Annotated in this window: 15 protein-coding genes and 2 riboswitches; of the genes, 2 read left to right on the forward strand and 13 right to left on the reverse strand. The window is 32.0% G+C overall.

Features of this window, described 5'->3' with window-relative positions; translation table 11 throughout:
- Positions 1-78: 78 nt before the first annotated feature.
- The 6 genes from KPL50_RS08145 to KPL50_RS08170 form a co-directional block, all read right to left on the reverse strand.
- Positions 79-651 carry a xanthine phosphoribosyltransferase gene (locus KPL50_RS08145; RefSeq protein ID WP_216297967.1) on the reverse strand — a complete coding sequence of 191 codons (573 nt, stop codon included), beginning with the start codon at positions 649-651 and terminating at the stop codon, positions 79-81.
- Between the two features lie 210 nt (positions 652-861).
- A riboswitch (purine riboswitch) is annotated at positions 862-963 on the reverse strand.
- 175 nt (positions 964-1,138) lie between these two features.
- Positions 1,139-1,468, reverse strand: a complete 330-nt coding sequence (locus KPL50_RS08150) for a hypothetical protein (protein ID WP_216297968.1) — start codon at positions 1,466-1,468, stop codon at positions 1,139-1,141.
- A gap of 153 nt (positions 1,469-1,621) precedes the next feature.
- A complete protein-coding gene (locus KPL50_RS08155; RefSeq protein ID WP_216297969.1) occupies positions 1,622-4,054 on the reverse strand; it encodes a glycogen/starch/alpha-glucan phosphorylase in 2,433 nt (810 codons plus the stop codon).
- Between the two features lie 173 nt (positions 4,055-4,227).
- Positions 4,228-5,661: a glycogen synthase GlgA gene (gene glgA / locus KPL50_RS08160; protein ID WP_216297970.1), complete on the reverse strand. Its 1,434-nt coding sequence runs from the start codon at positions 5,659-5,661 to the stop codon at positions 4,228-4,230.
- 26 nt (positions 5,662-5,687) lie between these two features.
- Entirely contained in the window at positions 5,688-6,800 is a 1,113-nt protein-coding gene (glgD, locus tag KPL50_RS08165; protein WP_216297971.1) for a glucose-1-phosphate adenylyltransferase subunit GlgD, read from the reverse strand.
- Positions 6,801-6,817: 17 nt separating this feature from the next.
- Positions 6,818-7,972 (reverse strand): glucose-1-phosphate adenylyltransferase, encoded by a 1,155-nt coding sequence (locus tag KPL50_RS08170; protein ID WP_216297972.1) that lies wholly within the window; start codon positions 7,970-7,972, stop codon positions 6,818-6,820.
- Between the two features lie 448 nt (positions 7,973-8,420).
- On the opposite strand from KPL50_RS08170, the gene KPL50_RS08175 reads away from it, so the two are divergent.
- Positions 8,421-9,776 (forward strand): D-serine ammonia-lyase, encoded by a 1,356-nt coding sequence (locus KPL50_RS08175; protein WP_216297973.1) that lies wholly within the window; start codon positions 8,421-8,423, stop codon positions 9,774-9,776.
- Here the strand turns inward: KPL50_RS08175 and KPL50_RS08180 are convergent.
- The 3 genes from KPL50_RS08180 to speD all read right to left on the reverse strand — a co-directional run bounded on the left by KPL50_RS08180 (position 9,752) and on the right by speD (position 13,212).
- Positions 9,752-11,209 (reverse strand): PLP-dependent aminotransferase family protein, encoded by a 1,458-nt coding sequence (locus KPL50_RS08180; RefSeq protein WP_216297974.1) that lies wholly within the window; start codon positions 11,207-11,209, stop codon positions 9,752-9,754. The genes KPL50_RS08175 and KPL50_RS08180 overlap by 25 nt on opposite strands.
- A gap of 102 nt (positions 11,210-11,311) precedes the next feature.
- Positions 11,312-12,208: a D-alanine--D-alanine ligase gene (locus KPL50_RS08185; RefSeq protein ID WP_216297975.1), complete on the reverse strand. Its 897-nt coding sequence runs from the start codon at positions 12,206-12,208 to the stop codon at positions 11,312-11,314.
- A 185-nt stretch (positions 12,209-12,393) separates the two neighbouring features.
- Entirely contained in the window at positions 12,394-13,212 is an 819-nt protein-coding gene (gene speD / locus KPL50_RS08190; RefSeq protein WP_216297976.1) for an adenosylmethionine decarboxylase, read from the reverse strand.
- Positions 13,213-13,489: 277 nt separating this feature from the next.
- On the opposite strand from speD, the gene asd reads away from it, so the two are divergent.
- Positions 13,490-14,575: an aspartate-semialdehyde dehydrogenase gene (asd, locus tag KPL50_RS08195; protein WP_216297977.1), complete on the forward strand. Its 1,086-nt coding sequence runs from the start codon at positions 13,490-13,492 to the stop codon at positions 14,573-14,575.
- A 205-nt stretch (positions 14,576-14,780) separates the two neighbouring features.
- Here the strand turns inward: asd and hemL are convergent, their stop codons facing one another.
- The 4 genes from hemL to KPL50_RS08215 form a co-directional block, all read right to left on the reverse strand.
- Positions 14,781-16,055, reverse strand: coding sequence for a glutamate-1-semialdehyde 2,1-aminomutase (hemL, locus tag KPL50_RS08200; protein WP_216297978.1), 1,275 nt, complete (start codon positions 16,053-16,055; stop codon positions 14,781-14,783).
- A gap of 146 nt (positions 16,056-16,201) precedes the next feature.
- Positions 16,202-17,377 (reverse strand): glutamyl-tRNA reductase, encoded by a 1,176-nt coding sequence (gene hemA, locus KPL50_RS08205; protein ID WP_216297979.1) that lies wholly within the window; start codon positions 17,375-17,377, stop codon positions 16,202-16,204.
- A gap of 44 nt (positions 17,378-17,421) precedes the next feature.
- On the reverse strand, positions 17,422-18,387 hold the full coding sequence (cbiB, locus tag KPL50_RS08210; protein WP_216297980.1) for an adenosylcobinamide-phosphate synthase CbiB: 966 nt from the start codon (positions 18,385-18,387) through the stop codon (positions 17,422-17,424).
- A gap of 123 nt (positions 18,388-18,510) precedes the next feature.
- On the reverse strand, positions 18,511-20,034 hold the full coding sequence (locus KPL50_RS08215; RefSeq protein WP_216297981.1) for a cobyric acid synthase: 1,524 nt from the start codon (positions 20,032-20,034) through the stop codon (positions 18,511-18,513).
- Positions 20,035-20,155: 121 nt separating this feature from the next.
- Positions 20,156-20,341: riboswitch (cobalamin riboswitch) on the reverse strand.
- Positions 20,342-20,373 lie beyond the last annotated feature (32 nt).

Below are 20,373 nucleotides of genomic sequence, written 5' to 3' on the forward strand. Positions count from 1 at the left end.
CATTTAAAATTTTAAAAGTGCATTAATTGTTAACCGTCCCTCTTAAAAAAAGTGCATTAATTGTTAACTGTCCCCTTATTATTTAAAAACTACCTTGCTATCTTTTATAGATTTTACTATGGCCAGCGACTCTACCCTAATGCCTTCTTTTTCTATTCGGCTGCGTCCATCTTGAAATGCTTTTTCAATTACAATTCCCACTCCAATAATCTCTGCTCCAGCCTGACGTACTATTTGTACAAGTCCCATGGCTGCATTTCCATTTGCTAGAAAGTCATCAATTATAAAAATTTTATCTTCCGAATTTATATATTTTTTACTAGCCCTTATTTTATAGTTCTTGTTTTTTGTAAAAGAGAACACATCAGCTTCATATGTTTCGCTATCCATATTAGTTGCTTCATGTTTTTTCGCAAAAACTACAGGAACATTACCAAAATATTGGGCTACAATACATGCTATTCCTATACCAGAGGCTTCAACTGTTAATATTTTTGTAATTTCATGACCCGCAAACCTTTCTTTAAATTCTTGCCCAATTTCGTTAAAAAGGTTTATATCAATTTGATGATTTAAAAAACTATCAACCTTTAAGATTTCACTGCCTATTATTGTTCCCTCAGATAATATTTTATTCTTTAATGTTTCCATAATTTTTCTCCTTTATTCATTAAATTTTTAACATACTTTAAATACAAAAAAAACTCCACAGTTAACTATAACTAGGGAGTTTATAATAAAAATATTAAACCTAAAATACACAAATATAAAGAGTACTTTCTTTAATCTTAAAGAAGAAGCTCTTTAAACTTTGAAATAAAGGCAAGAACAACAATAATAACCTATCTTAAAATTATTGAACCGTTTTATTAAAACACCCATAGTCAAGTATTTTACGGTTACTTGGTAGAAACGCTTAGTCCATATTTCTAAGCATATATGAGTTTGCGAATATTAAGTTTTATTTTCTCATTAATTGTTCGTGTATGTATTTGTTATAATAACAATACTACAACATTTTATTCATTAATTCAACATTTTTTTCACTAATATAACCTGATAATTTTATAATTCCAATATTGTTTGAAAAAACCTTCCTTTAGTCTTTTAAATTGCTATAGTCGAATTTCCCTATCAATTATAACTGGGAATTCTTCTCCCCCGTTAATGCTGTGTTCTCACTTATAATAGTATTTTTGTCAATTATAACATTAGTAAGTTTGCATCCTTTTTTTATTTCACAGTTTTTGAATATAATGCAATTTTTAATTTCTGCACCAGCATGTACAATCACCCTTTTCGAAATTATACTATTCTCTATGATACCTTTTAAAATGCAAGCATTAGAAATCAAAGCATTTTTAACTTTTGATCCATTAAAATAATTAGTGGCAGCTTCATCTTTATACTTTGTATAGATTAATCCATTCTTAAAGAATAATTCCTTGCTTACCTTAGTATCTAGCATAGACCGTTTATTTTTCTATCTAAATCCCAATGACATAATATTTATATAACCCATCTGTATTTAAACTATATCCCACTAAATAAATAACAAGTCGGTACGATACCCTATTAATAGGCTAACATACCGACTTGTTATTTATCTTAATCTATATAATTATAATTTAATCCTAACCGCTGGTGTATCCCAAATCTCTTTTGCATACTGCTTTATAGTGTTATCACTGGAAAATATTCCCGACTGAGCAATGTTTGTAATAGCCATTCTTTGCCAAATTGCCTTTTGTCTAAACAACCTATCAACTTCACATTGAGCACTTACATAAGAATCAAAATCTTTAAGTACAAAAAATTCATCATTGTGTGGAATCAAACTATCATAGATACTCATAAATTCCATTTTATGAGTATCTAGAAATCCATTTACTAGCTGATTTACAATGGTATTTAATCTAACGTCGCTATTATAAATATCAGAAGCTCTATAATTTTTATTCTTGTAATACTCTATTACCTGCTGGGAAGTTAGTCCGAATAAAACAATATTTTCTCTTCCCACTGCATCAAATATCTCTACGTTAGCCCCATCTAAAGTGGCTATTGTTATAGCTCCATTCATCATGAATTTCATATTACCAGTTCCAGACGCTTCTTTAGACGCAGTAGATATCTGTTCACTGACATCAGCACAAGGAATAATTTTCTCGGCAAGTGACACTCCATAATTTTCAAGGAATACTATCTTTATTTTATCTCTAGCTATAGGATCATTATTTATCTTTTTAGCTAGTGTATTAATAAGTTTAATATTTTGTTTTGCGAAATAATAACTTGGAGAAGCCTTTGCACCAAATATAAAAGTTCTCGGTACTATATCTAAATTTGGATTTTCGCGAAGCTGATTATACAAATGCATTATATTGAAAACATTTAAAAGTTGCCTTTTATAGGCATGCAATCTTTTTACGTGAACATCAAATATGGAACTTGGATCAATTTCTGTGCCATAGTTTGTCATTATATAATTTGAAAAACTTATCTTATTATTTGTTTTTATATCTTGTATTTTCTCTTGAAAAGTAGAATTTGTGGCATAATCCATTAATTTTTGGAGTTTATTTGGAGACTTTATCCACTTGTCACCTATGGTGTCAGTTATAAGGTTTGCCAAATCCTCATTAGAATTTAGTAACCATCTTCTATGAGTTATTCCGTTAGTTTTATTATTAAATTTATCTGGAAAGAATTCATAAAAGTCTGAAAGTTCTTGGTGTTTTAATAATTCTGTGTGCAATTTTGCGACCCCATTAACAGAATGACTTCCTACAATAGCCAGGTATGCCATCTTTATATATCCATCATGAATAATGGACATTTTATTAACCTTATTCCAATCTCCATTGTACCTATGGTAAATTTCATTACAAAAACGCCTATTTATTTCTTCTATAATCATGTAAATACGTGGAAGCAATTTTTTAAACATTTCTACAGGCCATTTTTCTAGTGCTTCTGCCATAATTGTATGGTTAGTGTATGCCATTGTACCATTTGTAATGGTCCAGGCTTCCTCCCAAGGTAATCCCTGCTCATCCATTAATAATCTCATTAGTTCAGCCACAGCTACAGCTGGGTGGGTATCATTTATCTGTACCGCCACATGCTTATGAAACTCACTAAGTGAAATCTTCATCTTTTTATAGCTTTTCACGATACTTTGCATTCCGGCGCTTACAAAAAAATACTCTTGCTTTAGCCTTAATAATCTACCTTTTTCATAGCTATCATCTGGATATAAAACTTGTGAAATAGCCTCCACTGAATATTTATCCTCACCTGCTTTTGCATAATTTCCTTGACTAAAGGAAGAAAAATCAAAATCTTCTTCCATAGTCTCAGCACTCCAAAGCCTTAAGGTATTTACAGTGTTGTTTTTATATCCTTTTATTGGAGTATCATAAGGTACAGCTCTTACAGATTGGTAATTCTCATGGATAACTTTCATTTCCCCATTTTCTTCCTTTAAATATACATCTCCAGAAAATTTCACCTCTACAGCCTTATTTTCTTTTCTTATTTCCCAAACATTACCATTTTTAAGCCAATTATCAGGAACTTCTACTTGATAACCATCTTCTATTTTCTGTTTGAATAGTCCATATTTATACCTTATACCACACCCATGACCAGGAACCTCCGTAGATGCCATAGAATCTAAGAAGCATGCTGCTAGCCTTCCAAGACCACCATTCCCAAGTCCAGCATCGGGTTCTATATCTTCTATATCTATCCAATCAATTCCGAGTTCACCAAATGCTTCCTCGCAAATATCCTTTATACCTAAATTAACTAAATTACTATTAAGTAACCTGCCAACTAAGAACTCCATTGAAAAATAATAGACCTGTTTTGTTTGTTTCTCTCCATACTCTTTATTAGTTTCTATCCAAGCTTTAGAGCAATAATCTTTTATTAATGCACCTAATGCAACATATTGATGTAGCCGTGACGCATCCACTGCCTCTTCTGCAAACATCGTCTGTAATTTTTCTATATAATCTATCTTAAACTCTTCTTTATCAATTACCACAATATTCACCACCTAGAAATTTTAAAATCTACAACAAATAAAATCATCTCCTGCGGAGCTGCAATTAACGACTTCAGAAGGAAATTTAGACTCCCACTGAAGTTTTCTCTTTGTTATAGTATTGATCTCCCATTTATAAAAGTAGGAAACTTTCCTTCTGAAATGTCGTTAATCTACCCTATTAAATTACTATATAACTCTATATAGTTTTTAGCTGAATTTTCCCAACTATTGTTTGAGGTCATGGCATTGTTAATTAATTTGTTCCAGGAATCTTTGTCATTATATAAATCTAGAGCCATATTTATGGCATCCATTAATTCATCACTACTATAATTGGTAAAAGAAAAACCATTTCCATTACCAGTATATTTATTATATGGTGTAATGGTGTCTTTTAATCCCCCAGTTTCACGTACAATTGGAATACTTCCATATTTAAGAGCTATAAGCTGACCAATACCGCATGGTTCAAATAAGGATGGCATTAAAAACATATCTGAAGCAGCATATATTCTTTGAGCTAGCGCCGCATCAAAAACAATATTTGTTGATATCCTACTTGGGTAAATAGAAGCATAATATTGGAATATATCCTCATAGTAGCCATCACCATTACCAAGCAAAACTATTTGAATAGGAAGGCTTAAAAGTTCTTGGAGTTTCTCTACTATTAAATCCAAACCCTTTTGTTTTACTAGTCTAGTGACAATTCCTATCATTGGTATATTTTCATTTACGGTAAAACATAGTTCAGATTGAAGCTTTAATTTGTTTTTCACCTTCTGGTTTAAAGAGTTTTCATCAAAATTGTAAACTATTTTTTTGTCCACAATAGGACTGTAGAGTTCGTAATCTATACCATTTACTATGCCGTATAGTTTTTTTGATTTTGAGCGCAATAATCCTTCTAGTCCCTCCCCATAAAATGAAGTCTGTATTTCCTCTGCATAGGTTTCGCTTACAGTAGTTACAACATCTGAGAATGCAATTCCACCCTTCATAAAGGATACTGCATCATAAAATTTCAATGCATCATCTCTAAAATATCCCTCATTTAAATTTAATAAATCACTAAGTATTTCTTTTGGAAATACTCCTTGATATTTTAAATTATGAATAGTAAACACACTTTTTATTTCACTGTACATTTCGTCATTGCTATAGTTATCTTTAAGGAGTACTGGCAAAATCCCGGAATGCCAATCATTGCAATGAATTATATCTGGCACAAAATCCCCCATGTGTTTTATAGCTTCTAGTACTGCTTTTGAAAAGTAAGCATATCTCTCTCCATCATCATAACATCCATATATCTCAGGCCTTTCAAAATAGTATTCATTATCTACAAAGTAATAAGGCACCTCGTCATAAGTTAAATATTGCAAACCACAATATTGATTTCTCCATCCAACTGGAACAGTAAAGCTAGCTACACTTTCCATACAATTTCTAAAGGAGAAGGGAATAGCACTATATTTAGGTATAATAACTCTTGCATCAATACCCATCTTTCTTAATGCTTTAGGTAGTGCGTATGCTACATCCCCAAGACCTCCAGTTTTAATAAAAGGATAAGCTTCTGATGCCACAAATAATACTTTCATACTAAACCTCCTGTGCCTTAGTTTTATTATTCTAATCTGGATTTTTTCTCTATAACAACGGGGAACTCTTCATCCCCTTTTAATACTGTATTCTCATTTATAATAGTATTCTTATCAATTATTACATTAGTTAATTTACATCCTTGTTTGATTTCGCAATTTTCAAATATTATGCAGTTCTTAAGTTCCGCACCCTCGTGCACTGTGACCCTTCTTGAAATTATACTATTTTCTATACTTCCTTTTAAAATACATCCATTGGATATAAGTGCATTCTTAACATTTGACCCATTAAAGTATTTAGTTGGTGCTCCATCTTTGCTCTTTGTATATATTAACCCATTGTTAAAAAATAATTCCTTGGTTACTTTTCCATTTAGCATATCCATACTTGTTTTGTAATAATTTTTTATAGAATTTACACATTGAAGGTATCCTTTAAACTCAAATGCATTTACATTAAGCTGGGATACGCTATTATAAATAGCTGCTTTTATTGAATTATGATAACCTGTCTGAACGCCGTTGTTTATAAGGGTTATAAGGGTACTTTTTTTCATTATAAACATTTCCATGGATATATTTAGTTTATCCTCTGCCCCGATGTTTTTGCCAATGCTCAAAACCTTATTTTCCTCATTAATATACAGTGTGTTGCTATTTACATAATGCTTCTTCCCATTAATTGTTTTTTTGTATAATAGGGTTATATCACTACCTGATTCCTCATGAAATTTAGCAGCCTCATTATAATCCATGTTGCATAGCATATATGAGGAAGATATTATTACATAATCTTGCTTTGTTCTTTGAATATATTCCATATTATCACTTAATGCATCTATATCTCTTAATTGCGATCCATCTGTTGTGAAATTAAATAAAAATAATCCATTTATTTTTCTATCTAAATCCCAAGATTTACCTGAGCCTAAATGATCCACCAGTGATCTAGTTTTTGTGTTAGCAAATATACCTATATTATGAACACCTGAATTAACCATATTTGAAAGCACAAAATCAATAATTCTGTATCGTCCACCTATAGGTATAGATGCTATAGGCCTTGATTTTGTCAAACTTTTAATATTATCTTCGTTCTCATTTAGCATTAATATTCCTATATAGTTTTTAAGCATACTAGCACCCCCTCAATTTATAATTTAGCTGATATTCTCGAATCGACCTTAATGTCTTTTCCTTGCTCTATAACAATAATATCTTCGCCATTGCCAATATGTGAATTGCGCCTTATGGTAACATCGCTTCCTATAATCGCTTTATCAATAACCACATTATTTCCTATTTTAGTGTTTGGCAAAATAACTGAATTTGTTATTTTCGTATTTTTGCCTATATGCACCCCTTGGAAAAGGACACAATTATTTACCTCTCCAAAAACAGTACAGCCTTCATTTACCATTGCATTGCTTATCTTAGCCTCAGGTCCAATATATTGAGGTGGCAACATAGGATTAATAGTATATATTTTCCATTTAGTATCATGTATATTCAAATCATTGTCTTCAGACAACAAATCCATATTAGCTTCCCAAAAGCTTTCAATAGTACCAACATCTCTCCAATATCCTTTGAAGGGATACGCATATAGCTTCTGATTCTTTTTTATCATTTTTGGTATTATATTTTTTCCAAAGTCATTATCGGAATTTTTATCAAGGTTGTCCTCTTTTAAAAGCTGTTTAAGAACAGCCCAATTAAAAATGTAAACTCCCATGGATGCTAAATTACTTTTTGGCTTTACTGGTTTTTCCTCAAATTCATATATAGTATCATCTTCCCGAGTGTTCATCATTCCAAATCTACTAGCTTCCTCTAGAGAAACCTCTAGTACAGCAATAGTAACATCTGCGGCTTTTTCTTTGTGATAATCTAGCATTTTGGAATAATCCATTTTATAAATATGGTCTCCTGATAAAATAAGCACATATTCTGGATCATAGCTATCAATGTAATTTGTATTTTGATAAATAGCATCGGCTGTACCATTATACCAATTACCCCCATCTTCACTTTGGTAAGGGGCAAGCATACTTACACCACCATTTCTTCTGTCTAAATCCCACGGTGCGCCTATTCCTATGTGAGAGTTTAGTGCTAATGGTTGGTATTGAGTAAGAACTCCTACGGTGTCTATATTAGAATTAGAACAATTACTTAAAGAAAAATCAATAATTCTATACTTTCCTCCAAAGGGAACTGCTGGCTTTGCTATCATTTTCGTTAATTGTTTAAGTCTTGACCCTTGACCTCCTGCGAGTATCATAGCTATCATTTCTTTTTTTAACATGCTAGTTCTCTCCTCTCTAAACCTCCGTTATTGCACAAATATACATTAGCTTTTAATAATTAAAATTTAAAACCCTATAATATAAATAAATAAATATCTACATACTTTAAAATTTAAATAATGAAAAATATTCTTGTTTTTGTATCATTTGTTAGAATATTTTCAATAATATATTTAAAATTATAACATATAATTATTAAAAAACGATTAAATAATAGTAAGTTTTTATTTTTTTCAGTTAATTTGAATTAGACCATCTTTTCTACATATTTTAACAATATTTTTCTGCACTTTTTGTAAAATTATAAACCAAAAATGTTACTAGCACAGCCACCCTCAATACGTTATAATTTATAATAAGAGTACATAGTAGCATTAAGTTTTAATTGGTCAAATGGAATCAATATATCTTGTTTAAGTAAATATATTTTACAATAGGGGTGTTAAAATGATAAATAAACTACCTGGTGAAAAAACTATTGATGAGTGCATACATGAGTTTCCACTTCTCAAAAATATTATACATACTAGTGAAGTATTTTGGGTAAATCCTAAATTAGAAGATTTCGACGTGGCAATAAAAAAGATTTCTTTGAATGAAGATCATGTAAAAGATGCAGAAAATAGATTAACTCGCTTTGCACCACTTATCTCCAAATTATTTCCTGAAACTAAAGCACAAGGTGGCCTTATTGAATCTCCAATATATAGGGTTTCAAATATGCAAAGCAATATTGAGAATTTATTTAATGTAAAAATCCCGGGTGTTTTGTTATTAAAATGCGATAGTCATCTTCCTATAGCTGGTTCTATTAAAGCTCGCGGTGGAATCTACGAGGTATTAAAGCATACAGAGGACTTGGCACTACAGTATGATTTAATTAAATTAGAAGATGATTATTCAATTATGGCGGGTGGGCAGTTCAGTATGTTTTTTAGTAAATACACTATTCAAGTAGGTTCTACTGGAAATTTGGGTCTTAGTATCGGAATAATGAGTGCAAAAATTGGGTTTAAGGTGATTGTACATATGTCATCAGATGCAAAGCAGTGGAAAAAAGATTTACTCCGAAGTGTGGGAGTTACAGTTATTGAATATCAATCTGATTATAGTGTTGCGGTTTCCAAGGGTAGAGCGATTTCTGATAAGGATCCTATGAGTTATTTTGTGGATGATGAAAATTCAACCAATTTATTTTTAGGATATAGCACGGCGGCTTTTAGACTAAAGAAACAGCTAGAAGATATGAACGTTATTGTAGATAGTGATCATCCTCTTTTTGTATACCTGCCTTGTGGTGTAGGTGGTGGTCCTGGTGGTGTTGCCTTTGGACTAAAATTATTATTTAAAGATAATGTACACTGCTTTTTTGCAGAGCCTACACATTCACCTTGCATGCTACTGGGCCTCATGACAGAGCAATATGAAAAAATATCTGTTCAAGATTTTGGCATTGATAATATTACGCAGGCAGATGGGCTTGCTGTTGGAACTCCTTCTGGGTTTGTAGCAAGAACTATGCAAAATCTATTAAGTGGTGTTTATACTGTGGAGGATAATATTTTATATATGCTTTTAAGCGCTTTAATAGATTCAGAGGATATATATTTAGAACCCTCTGCTTGTGCAGGAATTATAGGAGCTGCTAATCTATTTGCGGATGAATCTGCTACAGAATATTTAGCGACCCATAATTTAACTCATAAGATGACTCAGGCTACACACATTGCTTGGGCTACTGGTGGAAGTTTAGTACCAAAAGATGTCATGGATGGCTACTATAGAAAAGGCAAAAATTTATAGCATTTCTCTGCTTCTTCTCCAATTATCCTTATACCGCTTTCTATATCTTCCATGGATAACCTAGAGAAGCCTAATCTTATAGTGTCGTCTCCGCTATCATCAGTATAAAATATATCTCCTGGAGCGAATATAACCTCTCGCGTGTAACATCTTTCTAATAATTCTCTTGCGTTAATATCATCTAATTTTATAAATATATAAAGCCCGCCATCACCTAATATATATTTATGTGGTATGTATTCTTTAGATAATCTTGTAATTAACTCATACTTTTCTTTATATATGTTTCTTGCTTTTTTTACGTATCTTTCAAAACTTCCACTTTTCATATATTCATATAGAATTGCTTGATCTAATGATGAGGTGTGAATGTTTCTGCTTCTCTTTACACTTTCGAGCACATCTATGAGTTTTTCATCAGCAAAAATCCATCCTATCCTTATTCCCGGAAAAAGGATTTTTGATAAACTTCCTATATAGATCACTGAGTTCTCCTCGCCACTAATGGCTACTATAGGTGCAATATGTGTGCCTAAATGCTGAAGCTCCTCGTTAAATCCATCTTCAATTATTGGTATGCCCTTCGCCTTTAGTAATTTATAGATATCTTCTCTTTTTTTATAAGGCATCACCATTCCAGTAGGATTATGATAAGATGGAACTAGATACGCAGCTTTTATATCCGGGCTTTTAAGTACTTCTTTTAATTTATTTGAGTTTATTCCCTCTTTATCAACCTCAATGCCTATTATATCTAGTTCATGAAGCTTCATTAATTTTATTGCTGTATTATGAGTAGGGTTTTCACATATTATTTTGTCCCCACTTTCAGTAATTGAGGATAAAACTATATCAAAGCCTTCGGTGAATCCGTTAGTTATTAAGATACTTTTATTAGTTGTGCTAACTCCCTTTTGTCTCATATACTCTAGCAGAAAATTAATTAATGGTTTATATCCCTTTGCATATCCGTAATTAAGGATTTTGCCACCCTCATTAGAAATTATATTTAGGAAAGCTCTTTTAAATTCTTCTATATCAAATAAACTTTCATCCGGTGCTATAGTTTTAAAAGAAATCATACCTTTTTTATATAATTTTTCATGATTCATAATATCTAGTTTTTCAGCACAACTTGCATAGCTATTAACATTATTTTCCCATTTGATATTCCATTCTTTATTCTTATTTGCATCTCTCTTAGAGACAAAGGTGCCGGTGCCATCTATAGTGTAGGTCAAATTATAATCGCAAAGAAGCTCATAGGCTCTCATTATAGTAGTTCGGCTTCGCTTCATAAGAGACGCCATCTCTCTTGTTGAAGGTAGCTTGCTTCCTTGTGGAAGCATGCCATCTTCAATCATTTCCTTCATATAATTGTAAACCTGAATATAAATAGGCTCATGTTTGTTAAGCTTAATATCAAAAAACATTAGTGCACCTTCCATCTATAAAGATATAATTTAATCTCTTAATACTATAGGGCAATAATACCATCATTATTACCAGAAAATTTGTTATTACCAGAAATCTTCTTATTCAATCAAAGAGTACTGAATTATTTTATCTAAAAGTTGACTAAAATTTAGTCCATAAGCCTGAGCACTTTTGGGAAAAAGGCTATTTGGGGTCATACCTGGGAGAGTATTTATCTCAAGCACATATACCTCTTCATCCTTTATTATCATATCAATCCTAGCATACACCTTTAGTTTAAATGTATTCCAGCATTTCAAGGATATTTCCTCAACTTTCTCCCTTATGATTCTAGGCAATTCAATAATTTTTTCTTCTGCACCATCATTGTCATATTTTGAGCTATAATTAAATAATTCTGATTTAGGATTTATAGATATTACAGGAAGTAATTCGCCATTTAATATTGGGCAGGTTATTTCTTCACCTTTTATATATTCTTCAATTATAATTTCATCATCATATTTTAAAGCTTCGCAAACCCCATCTTTAAGCTCTAGCCTTGAATATGCCAATATAGTTCCAATACTTGAGCCACCACTATTAGGTTTTACAATTAGAGGATATCCCATATTTTCTATTACACTATAATCAATTTTATTTTCGTCTTTTACTATTATCCACTTTGCAGTTTTTATTCCTTCTGATACAAACAATTTTTTGCTTATATTTTTATCCATGCATAATGCACTAGCTAAAACACCACAGCCAGAAAAAGGTACCCCTAGGCTTTCTAGTATGGCTTGAATTCTTCCATCCTCACCGAATTTTCCATGAAGTGCAATAAATGCAAACTGTAGTGATTTCGCAGCAGCTATAAATTCATATTTATTATTTATTGATATAGGTACAACCTCATATTTATCACTATCTAAGTTTTCAATAATCTGTTTTCCCGTCTGCAAAGATACTTCTTTTTCTGCTGATATTCCACCCATTATAACTCCTACCTTCATACAATCACCCCTAAATTTATTTTCTTAATATTATTGTATGGGATGTATGCTATTTAAGTAAGAGCCACTACATTATAAATTTCATGAGGTAGTGGTATCTATTATATCAAAAAATAAAACTTCAGTGGGATTATTATTCTCCTATTGAAGTCGTTATTAAGCTATTTTAGTGAACTTTAATAAAATCACCCATTAGAAATGTCCATACCATAAAATATTTCCACCATTTCTTTTTTTAATTTCTTTATAATATCACATTTTTCATCATTATTTAAATCTTTTTCTGTAATCTCAAATAAATAATTATCAAGCTCAAAATCGTTTAATATCATTTTTGTATGAAATATATTAGATTGATATATATTCATGTCAATTAAGTTATATCTATTTATAGTTTCACTGGCTATATAATTTTGTATAGAATTAATTTCATGATCTATAAAATGTTTTTTACCATCCATGTCTCTAGTAAAACCGCGTACCCTATAGTCAATGGTGATAATATCTGAATCAAAGCTACCTATTAAGTAATTTAGAGCTTTTAATGGGGAGATAGTTCCACACGTTGCTACATCTATATCAACTCTAAAGGTGCTTATATTATTTTGAGGATGGCTTTCCGGATAAGTATGTACCGTTACATGGCTTTTATCTAAATGGGCCACAATATTCTCACGTATTGGAGTTAGAATTCCTCTATTACAAGAAGGATCTACCATATATAGTGGAATTTCTTCCTCTGAAATAAGTAAGGTTACGCTTGCTCCTTGGGGATCATAATCTTGCTTCGCAATATTTAATACACTAGCGCCTATTATTCCAGTAACATCAGTGAGAATTTTTGTTAACCTCTCAGCATTATATTGTTCATCAATATACTCTATATATTTTTTACGGTCTTCTTCTGTCCTTGTATAGCAAATATCATAAATATTAAAACTTAATGATTTTGTTAGGTTGTTAAATCCATATAGCTTTATCTTATTTTTATCATTCTTAGTCAACTCTATTCCCCATTTCTCTTAGACATCTTCTAAAAAAATTATATATCTTATGGCCTCATTGTCAAGACATAAATTTTTGTACATATCTATTCTATACAACTTTTTACTTGAAGTATATACTTTTTAACATTATAATCATTTATAATAGTAATCTTTATATGATTTTATATTTATTATTATTACTATTAACTTTATAATGTGGATTTGAATATATATAATTATAGCATTTATATTTTATCACAAATGTACATCATTAGAAAATGGAGGGATCAATAGGATGGACAAAAAATTAAAAGTTGGTTTATTAGGTGGAACTGGTTTTGTTGGTCAACGTCTAGTTACACTACTAGCAGATCACCCTTATTTTGAAATAGCAGTTATTGCTGCTAGTGCGAACTCTGTGGGTAAAACTTATTTTGAAGCTGTAAATAATAGATGGAAATTAGACGTGCCAATGCCAGCCAGTGTTAAAAATATAGTAATAAAAAATATAGATCAAGTAGATTTAATAAGCAGTGAAGTAGATTTTGTATTCTGCGCTGTTAACATGCCTGCAAATGAAATTAGAGAAATTGAAGAAAAATATGCAAAAGCTGAAACTCCTGTAATTTCAAATAACTCTGCACATCGCCATACATCGGATGTTCCAATGGTCATTCCAGAAATAAATGCTGACCATTTTGAATTAATTGTGGCTCAACGCAGGCGTTTAGGAACTAAAAAAGGCTTTATTGTTGCTAAACCAAACTGCTCAATTCAAAGTTATGTGCCTGCTATAAGTGCACTTATGCAATATAAACCTAAAAAAATATTAGTTTGTACCTATCAAGCTATATCCGGCTCTGGGAAGATATTTTCTGACTGGCCAGAAATAAATGATAATGTTATACCCTATATAGGTGGAGAAGAAGAAAAAAGTGAGCAGGAGCCTCTAAAAATTTGGGGCCATTTAGAAAATGATAGCGTAGTTAATGCTACGGAACCTATAATATCAACTCAATGCATACGTGTTCCTGTATCAGACGGTCACTTAGCTGCAGTGTTTGTTTCCTTTGAAGATAAACCATCCAAAGAAACTATTTTGCAGCATTGGGCGAGTTTTAAGGGTAAACCTCAACTTTTAAAACTCCCAAATGCACCTGAACAATTTTTAACTTACTTTGAGGAAAATGATAGACCACAAACTGGTCTAGATAGAAATATTGAAAAAGGTATGGGCATAGCAATTGGAAGACTCCGAGAAGATAGCTTATTTGACTATAAATTTGTTTGCCTATCTCATAATACTCTACGTGGTGCAGCCGGTGGTGCAGTACTTACAGCTGAACTTTTAATGGCTGAAGGATATTTGACTTCAAAATAGAAATAAAAATGTAAACCCCCCTATTATTTCAAGATGATTTTCATTTGAAATAATAGGGGGGGGTTTAATTTTAAATGGTGAAATGGTGGGGACGGTTAACAACTAATTCACTTTAATTCACGGGGAATTCGTGGGGACAGTTAAGAAGTAATTTACTTTTAGCAAAATTAAGTCAAAAAGTTGTTAACCGTCCCCAGTTATTTATTTAATATTTGAAACTCTTAAATGCTTCTAAGAATCTCTCAATATCCTCTTTCGTATGCTTAACACATAAGAATGTTGCCTCAAATTGAGAAGGTGCAATATTTATTCCACTTTTTATCATATGTCTAAAGTATCTTGCAAATAGCTTAGCGTCACAAGTTTTAGCATCTTCAAAATTTGTAACCTCTTTCTTTTTCGTAAAGAAAGGCGTAATCATGGAACCACATCTATTAACTACCATTGGTATTCCTTTTTCTTTTGCGATTTCTAGTAGTCCCTTTTGAAGTTCTTCAGAAAGCTTCTCCATGTGTTCATACAAGTTAGGGTTATTATAAAGCTTAGTTAATGTTGCGTATCCTGCTGCCATTACCACAGGATTCCCTGACATAGTACCTGCTTGATAAACTGGTCCCATAGGCGATAATTGCTCCATTATCTCTTTTTTCCCGCCATAAGCACCACAAGGAAGTCCACCTCCCATGATCTTTGCATAAGTTATTAAATCAGGAGTTATTCCATAAATGCTTTGTGCTCCTTTATAAGCTACTCTAAATCCACTCATTACTTCATCAAAAATAAGTAGGCTCTTGTATTTATCACATAAATTTCTAAGCTCTAATAGAAATTCTTTTTCAGCAGGGATAACTCCCATATTTCCTGCTACTGGCTCAATGATTATGCAGGCAATATCATCGCTATATTTCTCGAATATTTTTTTTACGCTGTCTATATCATTGTAACTTGCTATTATTGTGTTTATTATGCTTTCCTTTGGAACACCTGCAGATCCTGGTATCCCTGCGGTAATTACTCCTGAACCTGCCTCCACTAGAAATCCTTCGGCATGTCCATGGTAGCAACCTGCAAATTTTATTATTTTATCCTTTCCTGTGTACCCTCTTGCAAGCTTAACTGCACTCATTGTTGCTTCCGTACCTGAATTAACCATTCTAATCATATCTACACAATCTACCGTAGTGCAAATATGCTTTGCGAGTTTTAGTTCTATTTCTGTAGGTGCGCCAAAGGCTATAGCGTCAACGCATGTATTTTGTATAGCCTTTACTACATCCTCATCACTATGTCCAAGTATCATTGGGCCCCAGGCACAAACAAAATCTATGTATTTATTTCCATCTTCATCATAAATGTAAACACCCTTACCTTTTTTAATAATTGGAGGATTTACATCTAAACCTTTAAAGGCTCTAACTGGACTATTAACTCCACCAGGCATGTATTGTTTTGATTCATTAAATATGTTTAAATTCTTCATTATATTCTCCTCTTTTCTTAATATTAAATTTTGATACTTTTATACTACTTTAGAAAAATGGACTATATCACTGTAGTAAAAATGATAATTCCCTATAGTTATCCACACCAAGCTAATTGAATTATGATGTTATCCACAAGTTATTATTAAAAAATCCTACTTATTATGTCTACACATTCTTTAGACCTCCCCTTCAAATGTTCCTCCTTTAACACCTCTATAGCTCTGTTTAAGTAGGCATTTGAAGTACTCTTCAAAAGTATTTCTGCTAATTTTTCATTATCTTTAGTCTCTTTCTTGTGCTTAAAAGTGTCTAATCTTTCTTTGTAGATATTTTCGCCATTGCGCTTTATCCTTTTTATGAAAAGTGAAAGCTCTTTTGTAGTTTTCCAATCTATATATTCTTTTACGGATTTATCCACGATATATCTATTATTATTCATTGAGGCTTCTCTTCTTTTAAAGTTATCATCATGAATGTCTCTGAGCTTATCTATGTCATATACTTCATATAAAGGATTTTCACTTACTATTTCTTCAATATCCCTTGGTACTGCTAAATCAAATAATAACAAGTGCTTTTTAGGTAACTCCTTTAAGTGGACCACAGTATGAGGCGCAGATGTACATGATATAACACAATCCACCTCTTCATAATATTTATGTATATCCTTAAAAGGTACTATTTTTACCCTTGGGTCTTCTATATTAACCTTTTGAGTATCTCTAACAGCAATATATAGTAAATCCATTTCCCCTTCTAGTATGTATTTTGAGGTTAATTCACCTACCCCTCCATAGCCTAAAATCATAAAATTTTTGTGGCCCCCTCTTATTGCCTGTTTAACTACCATAGATGATGAGGAAACTGGTATATCACCTATTTTAGATTTAGTTCTAAATTCCTTACCGCAGGCAATAGCATTTTCAAAAAGTCTCTGAAGTTCCTTTTCAGTTGTTTTTGAACCTTTTGCAGCCTCATAAGCGTCTCTAACTTGACCTAGAATTTGGTCCTCACCAAGTAATAGTGAATCAAATCCACAAACTACCTCCATTAAGTGCTGTATGGCCTTTTCTTCCTTATAATTAAATACACACTTTACTAGAGTCTTATCCCAATTTAACGCTTCAAAAATTCTAATAATATCTTCATCCTTGGATTTAAAATATATTTCTGTCCTGTTACAGGTACTTAAAATAACTGCCTCTTCACAAATATTTAAAAGAGCCTCTAGACACTTTTCTTGACGTTTTGGTATAATTGAAAGTTTTTCTCTTATTTCTATTTTCACATCATGCTTTAGTCCTATTAGTTGTATCATTTTATCATCTCCAAAAATACATCACTATTACTAATATTTCATATTTAATTTACGATTATTACATATAATAGGTATAATATTACCAAATAAAACATTGATGCATACATTAGTTTTATTGTATCGACTATATGTTCTTTCCCTAACTCTTTTATTTTGTTTCCTATAGTGGGTTTATACATTGTTTCTCCAAAATATACATTTGTACCACCTAATTGAACTCTCATAGCACCTGCTGCTGCACCTTCTGGATAAGCACAATTAGGGCTTTTATGATTTTTTCTATCTCTTATCATTACTTTTATACTGGCATCAATATTTCCTCCAACCAGTGGCGCTGCTAAACAAATTAAAAAACCTGTTATCCTCGCGGGTATAAAATTAAATAGGTCATCTGTTTTTGCTGGAAAGAATCCAATATATTTATATTTTTCATTCATATATCCAAGCATTGAATCCATAGTATTTATACCCTTATACATCATAGCTAAAGGCGCTCCACCCAATATTGCGTAGAGAATAGGAGCTATAACACCATCCGCTGTATTTTCTGCAATGGTCTCCACATCAGCTCTTACTATTTCATATTCACTAAGAGTCTTAGTATCTCTGCCTACAATATAAGATAATTTAACCCTTGCATCGCAAATATCATTTTTAGCTAAGGAGTCATATACCTTTTTACCCTCTTTATGAAGGCCTCTAGTAGCTATGGTTGTCCAAAGCAATATTATATTGAGAATATGGTATAACCAAAAAAACTCACTAGAAATCTTCAAAATTACAAAGGGCACTAGAAAACTAGAGGATGCTACTACAACTACAATAATTGCTCCAAAAGCTTTAATTTGGTTATTGGTTTTGCATAACTTTCTCCCTAACTTATCTAATTTAGAAATAAGCTTTCCTATATAAATCACCGGATGTGGAAACCAATTCGGGTCTCCAATTAGTAAATCAAGGGCAACCGCTAATATTAAATCTAATACATTCATTGCCAATAGAGTTTCCATTTTAATTCCTCACTATCTTATAATGTTTTAATTTTTTATAAAGTTGTTAACTGTCCCCAATTTTCAACTTAATTCTATTACTATTAGTTGTTACCTGTCCCCAACTTTTTAACTTTTGTTTAATTAGTTGTTAACCGTCCCAACCACTTTTTTTTCTATTCCCATGATTTTATAGATTGACTCCATATCTATACTATCTCTCACTATATCTGCTAGCTTGTCTATTTCTTTTTCCCTTAGGCTTTCATAGGGCACAGACTTTTTAGGCTCCATAGCTTTTTTTATTCTTAGTTTATTCAATATATATTCCCTAAATTCTACTCCATCTAAAATCCCATGAATATATGTACCCATAATACTTCCGCCTTCGTTAATTGCTCCGTCCAATGAAGAAACTGATTCACCTTCCACGGAAGGATGCTCACCATTTTTTTCATATATTTCAAAAAGTGGTTTTGCCTTATGCCCATACTTACAAATTCCCATATGTATTTCATAACCATAGACTTCAGTACTCATATTAATGCTGCGAGCCTTTACTCTTGTAGTTATTTTCTCATTTTGGAATACTGTATCTATATCTAAAAGCTTCATACCCTCTATTTTTTCTAGATTTGTTTCTACACCTTGGGGATCATTTAAGCTATTTCCTAGCATTTGATAACCTCCACAGATGCCTAATATGTTACCTTCCATACTATATTTCACAATGGCCTCTGAAAGTCCTGAATCTTTTATGGTTATTAAATCCTCAATGGTATTTTTAGTTCCCGGTATAATAAGTAAGTCTGGATTTCCTAATTCTTCTTTAGTTGTAACAAATCTAACTGAAACATCTTCTTCAGCCTTTAAGGCATCTACGTCTGTAAAATTCGATATATGTGGCAGCCATATTACTGCAATATCAATAGGCGCGGTGATTTTTTTGTTGAATTCTACTGTGCCGTCTTCATCTTCTAAATCTAACCTAAAGTAGGGAACTACTCCTAAACAGGGAATATGTATAATATCCTCAAGCATTGTAAGTCCTGGCTTTAAAATTTCTATATCCCCTCTGAATTTATTTATTATAGTGCCCTTAACTCTTTTTTTCTCTTCCTCATTAAGTAAAAGCAAAGTCCCAGCAAGGGATGCAAATACTCCGCCCTTATCTATATCTCCAGCAAGTATTACTGGGGCATCTATAAGTTCTGCCATTCCCATATTTACTATATCTCTATCTCTTAAATTAATTTCCGCAGGGCTACCTGCTCCTTCCATTACTATAATTTCAAATTTCTTTTCTAATTCTTCAAACTGTTCTTTTAACATATCTCTAAATTCCAGTTTCATATTATGATATTCCATAGCTGTACTATTTCCAAAAACTTTTCCATTAACTACAATTTGGCACTTTTGATCTGAGGAAGGTTTTAATAAAATGGGGTTCATATATACCTCTGGCTCAAGACCAGCTGCATAAGCTTGAAGCACCTGTGCACGTCCCATTTCTTTTCCATCCATTGTAATATAAGAATTTAACGACATGTTCTGTGACTTAAAAGGGCATACAGAAAACCCATCTTGTTTAAAAATTCTACAAAGTGCTGTTACTAATATGCTTTTTCCTACAGATGAAGCTGTTCCTTGAACCATTATTTTAGCCATTACTATTCCTCCTTATATGCTTTTTTGTACAAAATAAAAAACAGCAAGCTTACGCACCTGCTGTTATGTACAAAACTTCATTGCACTAACTTAAATCCTACAAGTTCTTTCCCGCCGAAAGCTTAATATTAATGTTCTAGGCAGGTCTCCTGACTCTTGATTCACTCTTTTCTTATCCCTTCCCTATATAAAACGGGTGGTTATAAAAATTCGTTGTCAATTACAGTAGCGGGGGCTGCTGTGGAATCACACCACATTCCCTTTTCACCTTATTAATTATCTACTAACGTAGATTAGTCCACTTAAGCGGCATAATTAATAAAAGGCACCTAAAAAATA

The sequence above is a fragment of the Clostridium sp. CF012 genome (assembly GCF_018861755.1).
In the GTDB taxonomy this organism is placed as follows: Bacteria; Bacillota; Clostridia; order Clostridiales; family Clostridiaceae; genus Clostridium_AD.